We start from the raw sequence: 15706 nt of genomic DNA, 5'->3' as shown, positions 1-15706 counted from the left end.
ATTAGTCGATAAAAAGTAGGGTAAACCAATGTGACTTGATTTACCCTACATTATTCAGCAAAAGTCGCTACGCCTTACCAGCCTGGGTTTTGCGTGAGCTTTTTGTTGTTATTGATATCATACTGCGGAAGGCCCCACAGCAGGTATTTTTCGGTGAATGTCGCACCGCTTTCGTTTTTGAAACCGATCGCATCGACCATTCTGTTGTTGACAACATCGTATACCTTCCGGGTCCGTTGCGTATCGAAGTACGCTTTGTTCTCGTACGCCAGTTCGTGGTAGCGCTCTTTCCAGATTGCTTCGCGGAACTGATCTTTGCTAAGACCCGTCAGTGGTTTCAGCTGAGCCCGCGCGCGAATAGCGTTTACCTGATCGTATGCCAGTTGCGTAGGTCCGCTTACTTCGTTCGACGCTTCGGCGTAGATCAGCATCACTTCGGGCAAGCGGAGCAGCGTCCAGTTTTCGTCGGTATTCACGTTGCGGTTCAGGGCGCTTTCCTTGTGGAAATACTTGTAAAGCGCGTGAACACCGAACTTCACGATCTGGGTCGTGTCGCTGATCGACGGGTATTGCGTGAAATAGAACTGCCGTTCCTGCGCGCGCAAATCGCCTGGCTCGTAGGTGTTGTAAAACCCTTCCGTCGGAATGATCGCACCGTATTCGTCACCGTATACCGAGATCCGGGCGAAGTAAGGAATGACCAGCGCACTGATCGAGTTGGTAGCGATACCCGTTGCGTACTGCGCCTGTAGGATCAACTCACCCTGGTTTTTGTGCGCGTTATCGTGCAGGTATTCGTACGACGTGAACAGCGGATAAACCTTCGAGTCGATTACCTCTTTGGCTTTAGCGGCTGCTAGCGCGTAGTTCTCTGTCTTTTGCAGCGGATAACCAGCCATGGTCAGATATACGCTCGACAGCAGCGATTTCACGGCACCCACGGTGATACGGCCCGTTTGGTCAGACACCGGCAGACCAGCCTGTTCGGCGGTGGTCAAATCACTCACGATCAGTTTGTACACATCTTCCTGGGGAGACCGCGCAGGGTACAGGTCAGCGCTCGACGCATCAATCGGTGTGGTGATGAGCGGGACATCGCCGTACAACCGCACCAGATGATAGTAGAAGAAAGCGCGCATAAAATACGCCTGACCGAGCAACGATTTTTTCTGCGACTCATCCATCGAAATCGACGGAATCCGTTGAATTGCCAGGTTCGCGCTGCCAATGGTGTTGTAGCTGCTTTGCCAGATCGTCCGGAAGGGCGGGTTGGCCGCATCCGCCGTTTGGTTAATGAACTGGCTGTTAAAGAAGCTTTGGCCCAGCGTTGACGCGTGACCGTTGATCAGCTCCAGCGATACCCACGGACGCTCACCGTAGCCGTTGTCGGTGTTGAACATCCGTAGGCCAGCGTACAGCCCGTCGATAGCCGACTGAGCCTGGCTCGCTGATGTAAAGTAACTGCCCTGGGTGAAGTTGGATTTGTTGACCTCCTCCAGGTAATCCGAACAACCAAACGCGCTGAGCATAACAGCTCCGCACACGGCTACTCGACTTATGGATTGCATGTATTTTTTCATACGAGTTGCTGTCATTGAGTAAGATTAGAAAGAAACGTTCAGACCGGCCGTGAACACCCGTGCTTTCGGATAGTCGAAGAACTGAATGCCCTGTGCAAACGCGTTGCCGTAGGTACTTACTTCTGGATCGTAGCCCGTGTACTTGGTCAGCACGAAGAAGTTCTGAGCCGATGCGTAAACCCGCAGGCGGCTTAGCTTGATGCGCTGTACGAAATCCGTTGGGAACGTGTAGCCCAGCACTAGGTTACGACCCCGCAGGAACGAACCATCTTCCACTTTGTACGAATCGATTTTAGAATCGTAGTACACGTAAGAAGGGCGCGCTTCGGCAATAAACGTATTCTGATTGTTTGGTGTCCAGCCGTTCAATACTTCAGCGTAGCTGTTCGCCTGACCGGTACGGTCGAGGGCCGAGTGGTGCGTCAGGTTGAGGATGTCGTTACCGTATGAGAACTGAAGGTCCAGCGTCAGGTCGATCCCTTTGTAACGAACGGTATTGCTGAACGTTCCGTAGCCGGTTGGAATCCCTTTGCCTGTAACAACACGGTCCTGGTCATTGATCTGACCATCGTTGTTCAGATCCTGGAACTTCAGATCACCCGGCTTCCGACCGTAGCGAGCTGCCTGATCGGCTTCGTTCGATCCCCAGGTGCCGGTCCGGACCAGTCCGTAGAACGAGCCAACCGACTGACCGACGCGCAGGATGTTGGTGTTGTTCAGGAACTGTGGATCGGGGAAGATATCGTCGTTGGCTTCACCCAGCGCCGTTACCCGGTTCCGCAGGAACGAGATGTTGAAGTTGGTCGACCACGTAAAGTTTTTGTTATCGATGTTGATGGTATTCAGCGATAACTCCAACCCTTTGTTTTCCATGCTACCAATGTTTTTGTAGATGCTGGCGTAACCACTAGACAGCGGTACGGGAGCCGACAACAACAGATCGCGGGTCTTTTTCAGATACACGTCGGCTTCCAGGTTAATGCGGCCTTTCAGCAAGCCAACCGATGCGCCTAAATCATACTGCGCAGTTTTTTCCCAGCGCAGGTTCGGGTTAGCCAGTGTACCGATGATGGTACCCGATGCCCGCTGACCACCAAAAACGGCGGTGTTTGTGCTCAGTGTTGCCAGTGATTGGTACGAGTTGATCTCCGAGTTACCCGTCAGGCCGTAGCTCGCCCGTACTTTCAGATCGGAAATAACCGGGTTGTTTTTCAGGAAATCTTCCTGCGACAAACGCCAGGCGATAGCCGCCGAGGGGAAGAACGCAAATTTGTTGTTAGCCCCGAAGCGCGACGAACCGTCAAAACGACCCGTTGCGGTCAACAGAATTTTGTCTTTGTAGTTGTAATTACCCCGCGCGAAATAAGACGCCATCTGGTAAGCATTGTACGACGAGGTTGGCGGCAGTGGGTTCGCACTAACACCCAGGTTGTAGTACTGGTAGTAGTTGTCGGGTAGACTTTCTACGCCCGCAAACCATTGCAGATACGTGTACTTCTGAAACTCAGCACCAGCAACCACGTTAATCGAATTGGTAGCGTTGAGCTGCTTGTTGTAGGTCAGGTAATTCTGCCACTGCAAGAACTTCGTATCGTAGCTCCAGATTTCAGCGTAACCCCGGAACGGACGGCTCAACTGAACCAGATTCGTTTCCGAGAATGGGTTATACTGGCTGGCGAGGTTTGCCCCAAGCGTCGTGCGGAAGTCCAGACCCGGCATCAGCGTGATGTTTGCGTAAGCATTCGCTCCGAACACTTGCTTTTTGTACATCCGGTTATCTTCGTTGGTCAACGCTACCGGGTTGTCGCCACTTTCCATGTCCGGGTAATCTTGGCGTTTGCCGTAGGTACCATCAGGGTAACGAATCGGCACGATGGGGATCATCTCGATCAGCATCCGGGGAATGTTATTACCACCCACACCTTCGTCGGCCCGGCGCTCTTCCGAGTAGCTGTAGTTCAGCGTAGCACCCACCTTCAAAAACTTCTTCACCTGGTTATCGACAACTAACCGACCCGTGTACCGCTTCAGATACGTGTTTTTGATTGTACCCTGGTTGTCGTTGTAGTTCAGGAACAAACCGTAGGTGGTTTGGTCGCTACCGCCCGTAAAGCCCAGGTTATGGTTCTGGCTAATCGCTGTGCGGGTCGTTTCATCCTGCCAGTCTACGTCATAAAGCGGGTTCAGGTTCGCGTCAAACAGTTTACCGATCAAGGCCGTCCGCTTGATCTTTGGATCTTTGTTGGCGTATTTACCGCTGGCCCAACCCGTTGGATCGTACTTGGCTACGTTCTGATACGCCAGATCTTCGAGCGCCAGAAATTCTTTTGCGTTCAGTACATCCCGTTTGCGGGCAATGTGGCTAGAGCTTACGTACGTATCGTAGCTCACCGAGCCGCCTTTGCGACCGCGTTTGGTTGTCACCAGAATTACGCCGTTAGCACCGCGTGTTCCGTAGATCGCCGTTGCCGACGCATCTTTCAATACGTCAATCGATTCGATATCGGATGGGTTCAAGGCGTCGATACCAGCCGCCCAGATGATACCGTCAACCACATACAGCGGGTTGTTGGTAGCGTTGATCGAGCTGAAACCACGAATCCGAATGTTGGTGTTACCGCCCGGACGACCCGAGTTGACCGATACGTTAACACCGGCGATGCGGCCTTGTAAGCTTTGTTCAACGTTGATCGCCGGACGATCCAGCAGTTCAGCGCTTTTTACGCTACCAATCGAACCAGTCAGATCCGACCGTTTCTGCGTACCGTACCCAACAACAACGACTTCATTTAACGACTTCACGTCAGGAACCAGCGCGATTTCAATATTCGCCTGGTTGTTAATGGGTACTTCCTTCGCTGTGTAACCAATTGACGAAATGACCAGCGTGCCGTTTCCATCGGGAACGCTAAGGCTGAAAACACCTTCCGCATCCGTCACCGTACCCGTTGAGGTCGTACCTTTCAGCAGAATCGTTGCGCCCGGTAGCGGTGAATTTTTCTCGTCCAGAACCCGACCCCGAACTGTAATTGGCGGGGCACCCGTTTCAATGGCTGGTTGGTCACTCAACGATGTTAGTTTTTTCTGGGTGTTTCTGGTCAAAATCAACCGATTGCCGACCATTTCGTACTTAAGTTGTAGCGGTCCCAGCAATGTCGATAACACCTGCGAAAGCACTTCATTGGTTGCCGCAACCGATACTTTCCGGTTGGCCTGAATCAAATCGGGGCTGTACGAAAACTTTACCTCGGTTATTTTTTCAATCTGATTCAGTACATCGCTTACGTTGCGGTTCGTAAGCTGTAAGGTAATTTTCTGATTCAGCACATCCTGTGCGTTGCCGTCGGTTGCCAACGATACGTTGGTAAAAACCGCAGCCAGGAGGAGCTGTAGCACTAATAATCGCATAACGTTCCATCCAATAGACTTGGAGAGTATGGGGTTATTCATAAATTTGAAAGGGTTTTGTTAACCTATTGACAAAATCTTCCCAGTCGTCCGTTTGCGCGGGCGAAGGTTTAGCGACTGTTGGGGTAGTACCGGAGTCAGTGATGTTGGCGCATTGCTGACTCCCTCTTGGCAAATTGTTTTATTACATAGTAGTTGGTTTTAAGTAGTTCGGGGTTACTGATTAATGCGCTGATGCATAGGCTTAGGGCTAACAACCCGGCCCGGACACAACAACCGTGAGTTGCTGCATTCGGTACTCGGCTTCAATGCTTTTGCAAATAATCATCAGCTTTTCGGCTAAGGATTCGTTCGTCAAATCGGCTGTCAGTCGGCAGGTGCCCAGCCCATTTTTATCGTATATAATTTTCACGCCGTACACCTTTTCCAACTGGCTAAATACCTCGCTGATCGGTGTAGCGTTGAAATCGAATGTCGGCAAACTGGTCGACAACCCTTTAGGAAAAAGGGGAGTAGTAGCCAGCACGCGGCTGGTCCGCACGAACCGGGCTTGCTGCCGCGCAAAAACGATCTGTTGATTCCGGGTCAGCACGATTTCTTCGGGCGTTGCCAAACGGGTTTTAGGCGACTGTTTGCGGTTCGATTGCGGAAAAACTGCTACCCGCCCCGATCGAACAGTAACTACTACATCCTTGTCGTTGGGATAAGCGCGAATGGTAAAGCTTGTGCCCAATACTTTTGTCGATAGCTCGTGAGCGTGAACCAGAAAAGGCCGGGAAGCATCCTTGGCTATCTCGAAATACGCTTCGCCAGTCAGATGAACTGTGCGGTTTGGCTCGTCGAATTTCCTGGAGTACGCTACCTTACTTCCCTTCTTGAGAAAGATTGAGCTACCGTCCGGTAAAGCAATCAGCTTCGTTGCCTGGGTCGTGTTGGTTTGTTCAATCAGTGAATGGTTAACCCGTGTTAGCTGGTCAACTTTCAAAACTGCACTACCCGAACGGTGGATGAGGAGCCACCAGCCAAGGCCGAGCGCAACAGTAACAGACGCGGCTATTGCCAGCAGGTTCTGCCAGTTTCGGCTGAGGTTAAAGAAGGGTCCGAATGACGACCGATGGGAATGACCTATCTGATGGAGAACTCCCTGCCAGACCGCATCTTCGGTGTCACGGGTAACTGGATCAGTTTGGCTTGCGCTGGCGTCCGACAGTTGCTTGACAAGCTCAACCGCCTGGCGTACCATCTGGGCTTTTTCCGGATATTCCGCGAGGTAAGCTTCCCAGTAAAGAATAGAGGCTTCGTCGGGTTGCTTTACCCATTGCCGAAAATAAGAGTCGGCCACAAAGTCCTCACAACTATCGTACTGGTTCATCATCTACAGATCTTCTACATGCAATAGGCAAGAAGACCTACTTTCAACTCACTTTTTTTGAATTTTTTTAAAAACTTTTTGACTGTTAACAAAAAAACTGAAAATGAGGGTCATAAAAAAAGCCCTATCAGGATAGCTACGATTGGCTGACTAGTCAGCAAGTCGCGCAGGAAGGTCAACGCTCGGTTCAGGTGGTTGATAACCGATTGGTGATTGATTCCCATGATTCCGGCAATTTCTTCGTTGCTGAAATCGTGATAAAAGGCAAGCGTGATCGCTTCACGCTGCCGACTGGGTAGTTTGGTAATCGCCTGCTGAAGGCGGACGGCCTGGTCGTTACTTGTTTCCTGCTGCGTAATCAAAAACTCGATGGATGGCGAAAGCAATTGCTCATCGTCCATACGATCATCTTCGTCAACGGCTACCAGTAAGTTGCTGGCGCGTAGCTTCGACAGCTTGTTACGAACAATTCGGAAGAGGTAGTATTTAATTGTATGAAGGTCACGTAAGGTACTCCGGCGGGTCCATATCTCCACAAACACGTCCTGAACTACGTCGTTGACCAGATCATGATCGCTGCACAAACGTCTGCCGTAGGAAAGCAGCATTGACGAATGCGTCCGGTAAATTAATTCAAAAGCTCTGATGTCCCCTTGTTGGAAAGCGTTCCAAAGGCCGGGTTCATCATCAAATATCTTGCTGGTAGCCATGGTAAATACGTTCGTTGAGTCGGCTAACGAATAAGTGTGTAAATTTAACGAACCCTAGAATAAAATAAGTATTTTTTGTGCATTTAGTGGACGCATTCAGGCAACTTATAAAGCAAAAAAGAACAAGTTGACTCAATCATAGTTGCCAGAAAAAACACGGAAAACAAAACTCTTCGGGTAGGCAGAAGCCTAGGGTACTGTAACTCAATAAACTAGTAAAAGTAAATCTGTTGGGCAACGATCTTTTGCCGGTATGCCGTTGCTGATTACTACCCTTGGTATTTTTGTACTGATTATTCTGATTTCCTCCGCGCGTCTGCATACCTTCCTGGCTTTTCTGCTGGTTTCACTAGGGGTCGGCTTTGCACTGGGATTGTCGCCATCCACCATCTTCGAATCGATTCAAAAAGGAATAGGCGGTACGCTGGGCTCTATTGTTGGCATTATCGCGCTGGGAGCCATGTTAGGAAAGTTGGTAGCCACTAGTGGAGCCGCTCAGCAGATTGCCGTAACGATGATGTCGCTGGTTGGTACCCGCCACGCGCGCTGGGCTTTTATGATCACCGGCTTCATCGTCGGGCTGCCCTTGTTTTATTCGGTTGGCTTCCTGCTATTGGCTCCTTTGGTTATTACCGTTGCTTACCGGTATAAATTGCCTGCGCTTTATATCGGTCTGCCCATGTTGGCCTCCTTGTCGGTTACGCAAGGGTACTTGCCCCCGCACCCGGCTCCATTAGCAATCCTGAAGCAGTTCAACGCCGATATGGGGCTGACACTCGGCTACGGAATCTTGGTTTCTATCCCGGCCATTCTGATTTCAGGCGCATTGTTTGGCTCAACCTTAAAGCGGTACACTACCTTGCCTAACAAGGTGTTTATGGCCGCTGAACTGACCGACGAGCAAATGCCTTCGGTTGCCGTAAGCTTTCTAACGGTTTTGCTGCCGATCCTACTAATTGGCGTAAGCACATTCGTTCGACCACTTTTAGCTGAGCGCTCACCGGCCAGTCAGGTACTGCTCACGCTGGGCGAACCGACGGTCAGTATGTTGGTTTCTGTGCTGGTAGCGGTGGGATTGCTTGGCTTGAAACGGGGAAAATCGATGGCCGAAACCACGGTTCTGCTGACCGATTCGGTAAAGGAAGTGGCTATGTTGTTATTGATTTTTGGCGGTGCTGGTGCCCTCAAACAGGTGCTGACCGATGGCGGTGTGAGCCAGGCTATCGCCGATCTGATGCAACATTCATCCTTGCACCCGTACGTACTGGCCTGGACAATGGCGGCTATTATTCGGGTATGCGTTGGCTCTTCTACCGTATCTGGTATTACGACGGCGGGGTTTGTCGCACCGTTGTTGAAGGCGTCGGGAGTCGAGCCTAACCTGATGGTACTGAGCATCGGTGCGGGAAGCATGATGTTCTCTCATGTCAATGACACGGGCTTCTGGCTGTTCCGCGAATATTTTCAACTGTCGATGGCTGATACGCTGAAAACGTGGTCGGTCATGGAAACGCTGGTATCGGTGACGGGGTTGGCGGGTGTGATGGTATTGAATCTGATAATCGCCTAAACGCCAAAACGCCCGGTGCTCGTCAATCCAACGAGCACCGGGCGTTTCTATTTTCTTACTGAAAGCCTATCGTAACAGGCTGTCACCTCCCTTGGGCGTAAGCACAACGTCAATGCTATGAACCACACCGTTGGCTGATTTATAGGTATCGGCGGCATCGATTACAGCCGAATGACCCTGATCATCGGTTAGCTCAATGCTGCCGTTCGAGCCTTGTTTCGCCAGAAGGGTACTGCCCGCTAGCGTTTGCAGTTCAGCTTTGCCATTACCTGCTTTGATTCGACGGCCCAGTTCGGCTGCATCGACTTCACCGCGCACAACGTGGTATGAAAGCAGTTTTTTCAGGCCATCGCGGTTTTTGCCTTCCAGCAGGCCACTTTGTGCACTGGCTGGTAATTTCTTGAATGCTTTATTCGAAGGAGCAAAAACCGTGTATGGACCACTGCCTTTCAGCGTCTCAAACAGATCGGAGGATTGAAGCGCGTTTTGCAGTGTCGTAAAGTTTGGCGACGACGAAATAAAATCACCGACGCTGGCACTCCGGTCTGTACTACCAGCTTTTACGGCTGGTTCTTTGCCAGTTGAAGCACCCGATACAGCAGCTCCGGTGGTGGCACCCGTCGTTGTGCTTACGTTAGCGGGCGAATAACCTGCTCCGTCGCTGCTTGCGGAACTACGAGCGGCTGAGTTGTTCTGTCCGTTGCTTACCTGATCGGCGGGCGTTGGCGTATTCATCGTTGACGGATTACTACCTGCACCGGTAGGAGCGTTGGTAACGTTGTTGCTGTTGTAGTTGGTTGTATTGCTATTGTTGACCGCAGTTCCTTCGCTGCTTGAACTTTGCCGATACTGCCCGTCCTGTGGATTGGTCGTTGAAGCAGAGTTGCCCCGTGAGTTTTGTTCCATCTCTTTCCGGTTGCGTTTCATTGCTCGCTTTTGACTTTTGGACATTTTGCCCTGCGTCGAATCGGTAGCTATGGCTCCTTGCGGATAGGTGGTTGAGGTTGCGGTTCCGGTGGGCGTCGATTGAGCCCAGACGGCTTCTGTTGCCAACACTGCACCGAGCGTCAGCAAGCTAAGAGTTTTGTTCATTTTCATAACGTTGCGTAGTCGTTGAGACAGTAAATGTTATGTCCTCAACCTATTTGAGCGTAAAAAGTTTACTACCCTGTATCCGTTGTTTAGCCAAAGGCGGATAGATTTGCCGCCGTGTAACTTATTGAATACTGATCGTTATGCAGTCGATTCTTCCCTTATCAACGCAACCCGTAAAGCCCGGAACAAGCACTGGGCAGCAGTTCTGGCAGTCTACCGAGAAAACAATTGAATCTTATTCTCCTGCCGATGGGCAGCTTATTGCCCGCGTTCACCCATCCACCCGTGCCGATTACGACCGCGTTGTCGAAACGGCGCAGGCCGCTTTCCAGGAATGGCGGTTGGTACCGGCCCCGCGTCGGGGCGAAATTGTTCGGCAGATGGGCGAGCAGTTTCGTCGCTACAAGCGTGAGCTAGGTACGCTTGTCAGCTATGAAATGGGAAAGTCGCTTCAGGAAGGGCTAGGCGAAGTGCAGGAAATTATTGACATCTGCGATTTTGCCGTGGGACAGTCCCGCCAGTTGTATGGACTATCGATGCATTCGGAACGACCAGCGCACCGGATGGTTGAACAGTGGCATCCGTTGGGTGTCGTCGGCATCATTTCCGCCTTTAACTTTCCCGTAGCCGTCTGGTCGTGGAATGCCATGCTGGCCTGGGTTTGTGGCGATGTGTGCATCTGGAAACCGTCCGAGAAAACACCCTTGACGGCTTTAGCCTGTCAGCAGATCATTGGTGAAGTACTGCGCAACAACGATGTACCCGAAGGCGTATCCTGTCTTATTACGGGTGGACGCGACGCGGGTGAGTGGCTGGCGCGTGATCCGCGTATCGCGCTGGTATCGGCTACGGGTAGTACACGCATGGGCAAAGCAGTCGCCGAAGCCGTAGCAGGTCGGTTGGGCCGTAGCCTGCTTGAATTGGGTGGTAACAACGCCATTATTATTTCGGAACACGCCGATCTTGACCTGGCTATCCCCGCGGTCGTTTTTGGGGCCGTTGGTACAGCAGGGCAGCGTTGCACAACTACCCGCCGACTGATTGTGCAGGATAGTATATACGACGACGTAAAAAATCGACTTAAAAGTGCTTACGCGCAGCTGCGGATCGGTAGTCCGTTGGATGAGTCGTTCCATGTCGGGCCGCTCATTGACCAGCAGGCGGTTAAAAGTTATCAGCTAGCCGTAAATGAGATTCGTGAGTCGGGTGGGCGATTTATCGTAGAGCCGGGGCTTTTGGAAGGGCTTGGTTTTGAGTCGGGTTGCTACGTTCGGCCCTGTATCGCCGAAGCTGAAAATCAGTGGTCTGTCGTACAACGGGAGACATTTGCCCCCATCCTGTACCTGCTTCGATACAGTACGCTGGATGATGCGATCAGACAGCAAAATGCGGTTCCCCAAGGTTTGTCGTCGGCTATTTTTACGTTGAACATGCGTGAGGCAGAACGCTTCCTGTCGGCTGTCGGCTCCGACTGTGGCATTGCTAATGTTAACATTGGTACATCGGGCGCGGAGATCGGTGGAGCCTTTGGTGGTGAAAAAGAAACGGGTGGGGGTCGTGAGTCTGGTTCAGATGCCTGGAAAGCGTACATGCGTCGGCAAACGAATACCGTCAACTATGGCACCGCCCTACCACTTGCGCAGGGTATTACGTTTGAATTGTAAAGGCGCGCAGCCGTAGTAATCCGTAAGTCGTCAGGCCGGATGGTTAGCCTGACAGTTCAACCCTTGTTTTAGGCAGTTCAGTCGTCGGATTAGTACCTTGGTGAACGCTGGCGTAGTGTACAGGCAGCCGTATTGCTTGTTTTGTGAACAATTCAGAAAATGAATCAGAACGAAACAACTAAACGACTACTAATGAAAATGCATTTAATAGCGCTTTTTGCGCTGGTAACGTTATCGGTAGCCTGCAAACAAGGTAATGAGCCCGTCATCGATCCATCAACCGACGGTCCGAGCGCCCCATCGACTGGAGGAAGCCGAATTCCGTCTGAGTTGGTTGGTAAATGGTCGTACGGAACTTTCTCGCCAACGAACTTTTGGGACTACAATGGGGTATACGCGGGCAATGCTTACGAACAGGCTCTGGTCTTCGACTTTCACGCTGACGGTACCTACGAACAATACGTGATCAACTCGGTAATGAGCTACAACTGCCGGACGGAAGCGTATTCGTATTTCAAAGGAAGGATAACCGTCAATGAGTCTAATCATTCGTTTGTCATTACACCGACCGGCGGAAATTACCGGGGCTATTATTCCTGCGCACCCAAAAGCAACATCAAACGCGATGCTAAACAAAGCGAGCTGAAACAGGAAACGATGAATTACCAAGTGGAAAGCGGAAAAGCGGGTATCAAACTATCGGACGCCGAAGCGCCACAAGGTGTTCGTTTAAAGGCGATTAGCTGGTAGGTTCGTTTTTTAGATCACGGTTCATAAGGAGGTATTGTCTGTTTTCCGCTTTCGGAATGTAGGCAATACCTCTTTCGTATGGTTCGCAAACGTTATGTTCTTGTTTTCCTTTTGGGCCTTCTCATTGCCGAGACGCGCGCTCAGTCGCCTAATGCGTTATCTCCTCAAGAGAAAAAAGAAGGCTGGAAACTTCTTTTCAATGGCCGAAATACCGCTGGCTGGCATACCTACGGCGGCAAACCCGTGGGAACGTCCTGGCAAATTGATCAGGGTGCCTTGAAACTCAATGTGCCAAATCGTGTCGGCAACAAAGCGCCCGACGGGGGAGATCTGGTGACCGACGCAGCGTTTACCAGTAATTTTGAGTTTAAAGCGGAATGGAAAGTAGAGCGATTTACCAACAGCGGAATCTTTTTCTTCGTGCAGGAAGCGCCCCAGTACAAAAACATTTTTGATACGGGTTTAGAGCTTCAGGTACTCGATGACGCTATCTACGAAGGAGCGAAGGAAAATACGCACCGGGCGGGCGACTTTTTCAGCGTAGCCAACGCCCGCTTGCGAGAAGTGAATCCGGTTGGCCAGTGGAATCAAATCCACTTCGTCCTGAAAAATAACAAATTGACGGTCTCTCTCAACGGCTTCAGCATTCAGGAGCACGATTTGACCAGCGCTGAGTGGAAGCAACGAGTAGCCGCGAGTAAGCTTAATGCTGCCCCAATCAGTAAGGGAAACTTCTCGGGCCGTATCGGTCTACAGGATTGGGGGAGTACCGTCTGGTTCCGAAATATAAAAATCAGGTCTTTATAGAACAGGGTGTTAGCTAGGCTATAGATTGATCTTTATGCCTGGCTAACACCCTGTTTCGAAGCCGCTATTGCAACCGCACCCACATCGATCCGCTAGTTGCTTCGCCTGGATTGAGAACCGTCAATCCTTCTCCGTTATTGAGCGAATCGACGTTGGCGGTTAACGGTTCTATGGCGATGCTATCGCGCCGGGGCGGAGTAAAACACACCAGATAGTTAAGCTTTCCTTCACCTGTCTCCTGGCCAACTACGAGCTTAACCCCTGCTTTCGGTGACTCCAGTACCGTTTCCGCATAGCTTATTCCATCAGACGTTTGACCGGTAGGTTCGATAAGAAATGGAACATCGAGCTGCCGTTCTTTCAAGGACATCGTTTCAGCCGTTTGGGCGGGTTGACGACCACTTGGCATCATGGCGTCATCGAGCGTAATTGCCTGCCGATTGGGCAGACTGATCGTCAATTCGTCAATGGATTCTCCCGAAAACGTAAAATAAGGATGCCAGCCAAAGGCTACTGGACAGCGGCTTGTACCCGTGTTGAGTACCGAATAGCTGATGCGCAGCGCACACAGACGGTCATCAGAGGGATTGCTGCCAAGGGTTAACCAATCAGCTCGGGTTAGTTCGTACATAACCGTAAGCGCAAATGGAAACGGATAACCAACGGTATCACCTGCATAATCGTATTGAAGCGTTAAGCTTGCATGATTAGGCGTCGTTTCCTGATTGACTACGGTGAACGTCTGCCCGTGCACAAAACCATGAATGGCGTTATCGCGACTGGCCTCATTCATTCTCAGCGCATACTTTTCGCCTTCAAACGCGTAGATACCGTGTCGGATGCGGCTTGGAAAAGGAAAAAGTAAGGAGCCTGCGTATGATTCATCGGCTATCAATGCCTGCGGAGATTCCGGCGATTTCAGCAAAGCGTATAAATGATCGCCACGACGGAGGACCAAGCGACGGAGAACACCCCCGAATTCGGGAATAACCGAGATAAACTCGCCCGTTCCAGGGTACTGGAGGATATATTCTGTCAGCGGCTTCCGGTCGGAAGGTAATGGACCAAAAGGCTGAGTCGTAATCGTAAAAGACATAAAGCCTGGCAAAGATGGTTTCCTAAAGTAAGTTGCCGGACCATATTTTTGTTTATTTCTTTTACGAAAAGGAGAATGGCTGCCCAATTTCTCCGTAGCCAGATACAGCAGAAAAAATGGCAGAAACTGACCAATTGGCGCGCCAATCGGCCATAAAATGGATTGACATCTTAGTGTGAACAACGTCAACCAGTTTCACATCTTTCAATCAGTAGTTTATGAACTCTGCCAATGGAGTTGTGTGGTCAGGTTCTCAAACCTGACCACACAACTCCATTGACAGCACCAAACTTGATAACGTAGTTCACGGATCAGTAATCGACTACACGCTTTAGAACTACTTCTGTTCACCAAGCACGACCCAGCGGTTTACCGTGTTGGACGGACCTTCCAGCACGATCTTGTAAAATGACGAAGGTAGTTTACTTGTCCCGATCACTACGTGTTCTTTCGAGAGCGGCACCTTTGCCATGAGCGTGTAAGTGTCTTTACCACCCGTTTCGAATTGATTGGTTGTTGTCAGCCATACGTTGACCGTTCCGGTTTGCGCCAGCGCTTTCCAGGTTATGTTTAACTGGTTTGGTTTAGGCTGGATCACTGGCTCCGCCAACGAAACAGGACCCGTGAGCGGGATGCCATCAATCTCCCGACTCAGTTCCTTGGGAATCGAAACGGTCAGGAAACGGGCCATTGTGGGCATGATATCGACAACGGCTGGCTGAAACCGTTCAGCATATGCATTGAGGTTTTTGGTGTTTGTAACCAGCCACGTAGCGCGCTGCCGGGGCGACTGCCCACCGTGATTCTTGCCTGTTTGCTCATCCCGGCCGTGGTCGGTCGTTATAAAAATCTGCCAGTCTTCCCCGTTGTTTTTCTGCCGTCGTTGAATAGCGTTCCAGATGCGGCCAATCTCGGCATCCACTTGGTGTACGGCTTTGACAAAGGGTGGACTGTCGCCATAACGATGGCCCATGTCGTCGGTGTATTCGAGATATACCCAGGTCAGATCAGGAGCCTGGTTTTGGATTGATGCAACGGCATCCGATACGACCTGATGATCGATCTTGGCCATGAAATCACGTTCCGGATCGTGCGGAAAGCGTACCGTGTCCAGTTCATAGCCATCCGTGTGGTAATCAAGTTTGAGGTTGACCGTCTGAGCGAGTCCTTCACACACAAGCTTTGTTCGGTTATCGACCCAACTGGAAAAAACAGCGATCTTTTTCGTCGGATACTGCTCTTTAAACAACCGAAAAATAGTCGGGTAGTGGTAGTTGGGTGCTTTGATGCTATTGTCCCAGACGTTGTGCTTGTTAACCCAGGTACCCGTCAGCAGGCTGTTATACCCGACTGCCGAAATGGTTGGCGTTTGCGAGTACGTGCCTTTGATACCACCCACATAAGCCTGTTTGTAAGCGCCTTGTTTGGCTATGCTGTCCAGGTTTGGCGTCGATTCCCGCTCAATGACATCCGCCGGAATTCCATCTACGATAATAAATAAGGCTTTCTTCGGTCGGCTCTGCGCCAAAAGAAGCGTTACTGAAAATAGCCAGCAGGTCGTTACTAAGCCAAAAATGCGCCACGGAGTTGTCATGCGGCAAAATAACGAATTGTTCGACTCGTGCTTATTACCGACAGTTTACCGTTTTTACGA

11 protein-coding genes are annotated in these 15706 nt (G+C 50.8%); 4 read left to right on the top strand and 7 right to left on the bottom strand.

Annotation, left to right across the window (positions count from 1 at the left end; translation table 11 throughout):
• Nucleotides 1-74 precede the first annotated feature (74 nt).
• The 4 genes from M0L20_RS04295 to M0L20_RS04280 form a co-directional block, all read right to left on the bottom strand.
• Complete coding sequence (locus M0L20_RS04295) at nt 75-1595, bottom strand: RagB/SusD family nutrient uptake outer membrane protein (RefSeq protein WP_232559626.1); 1521 nt, start codon at nt 1593-1595, stop codon at nt 75-77.
• Nucleotides 1596-1604: 9 nt separating this feature from the next.
• Nucleotides 1605-5030 carry a TonB-dependent receptor gene (locus M0L20_RS04290; protein ID WP_248475865.1) on the bottom strand — a complete coding sequence of 1142 codons (3426 nt, stop codon included), beginning with the start codon at nt 5028-5030 and terminating at the stop codon, nt 1605-1607.
• Nucleotides 5031-5238: 208 nt separating this feature from the next.
• Nucleotides 5239-6363 (bottom strand): FecR family protein, encoded by a 1125-nt coding sequence (locus M0L20_RS04285; RefSeq protein WP_248475864.1) that lies wholly within the window; start codon nt 6361-6363, stop codon nt 5239-5241.
• Between the two features lie 107 nt (nt 6364-6470).
• On the bottom strand, nt 6471-7070 hold the full coding sequence (locus M0L20_RS04280; protein ID WP_248475863.1) for an RNA polymerase sigma factor: 600 nt from the start codon (nt 7068-7070) through the stop codon (nt 6471-6473).
• A gap of 253 nt (nt 7071-7323) precedes the next feature.
• Here M0L20_RS04280 and M0L20_RS04275 point away from each other — a divergent pair, with 253 nt between their 5' ends.
• Nucleotides 7324-8640 carry a gluconate:H+ symporter gene (locus tag M0L20_RS04275; protein WP_248475862.1) on the top strand — a complete coding sequence of 439 codons (1317 nt, stop codon included), beginning with the start codon at nt 7324-7326 and terminating at the stop codon, nt 8638-8640.
• A gap of 66 nt (nt 8641-8706) precedes the next feature.
• Here the strand turns inward: M0L20_RS04275 and M0L20_RS04270 are convergent, their stop codons facing one another.
• Nucleotides 8707-9738, bottom strand: a complete 1032-nt coding sequence (locus tag M0L20_RS04270) for a fasciclin domain-containing protein (RefSeq protein WP_248475861.1) — start codon at nt 9736-9738, stop codon at nt 8707-8709.
• Between the two features lie 137 nt (nt 9739-9875).
• On the opposite strand from M0L20_RS04270, the gene amaB reads away from it, so the two are divergent.
• The 3 genes from amaB (at nt 9876) to M0L20_RS04255 (ending at nt 12956) form a co-directional block, all read left to right on the top strand.
• Complete coding sequence (gene amaB, locus M0L20_RS04265; RefSeq protein ID WP_248475860.1) at nt 9876-11399, top strand: L-piperidine-6-carboxylate dehydrogenase; 1524 nt, start codon at nt 9876-9878, stop codon at nt 11397-11399.
• 192 nt (nt 11400-11591) lie between these two features.
• A complete protein-coding gene (locus tag M0L20_RS04260; RefSeq protein WP_248475859.1) occupies nt 11592-12149 on the top strand; it encodes a hypothetical protein in 558 nt (185 codons plus the stop codon).
• A gap of 78 nt (nt 12150-12227) precedes the next feature.
• Entirely contained in the window at nt 12228-12956 is a 729-nt protein-coding gene (locus M0L20_RS04255) for a 3-keto-disaccharide hydrolase (RefSeq protein ID WP_248475858.1), read from the top strand.
• 64 nt (nt 12957-13020) lie between these two features.
• Here M0L20_RS04255 and M0L20_RS04250 read toward each other — a convergent pair whose 3' ends face one another.
• Together M0L20_RS04250 and M0L20_RS04245 are read right to left on the bottom strand one after the other, a co-directional pair.
• The gene (locus M0L20_RS04250; protein ID WP_248475857.1) at nt 13021-14052 is read right to left on the bottom strand and encodes an aldose 1-epimerase; all 1032 of its coding nucleotides are present in this window, start codon (nt 14050-14052) and stop codon (nt 13021-13023) included.
• A 337-nt stretch (nt 14053-14389) separates the two neighbouring features.
• Nucleotides 14390-15646: an alkaline phosphatase family protein gene (locus M0L20_RS04245; RefSeq protein WP_248475856.1), complete on the bottom strand. Its 1257-nt coding sequence runs from the start codon at nt 15644-15646 to the stop codon at nt 14390-14392.
• Nucleotides 15647-15706: the final 60 nt, after the last annotated feature.

It is taken from the genome of Spirosoma liriopis (assembly GCF_023196085.1).
Taxonomy (GTDB): Bacteria; Bacteroidota; Bacteroidia; order Cytophagales; family Spirosomataceae; genus Spirosoma; species Spirosoma oryzicola.
This window is presented reverse-complemented; position numbering and strand designations above follow the sequence as displayed.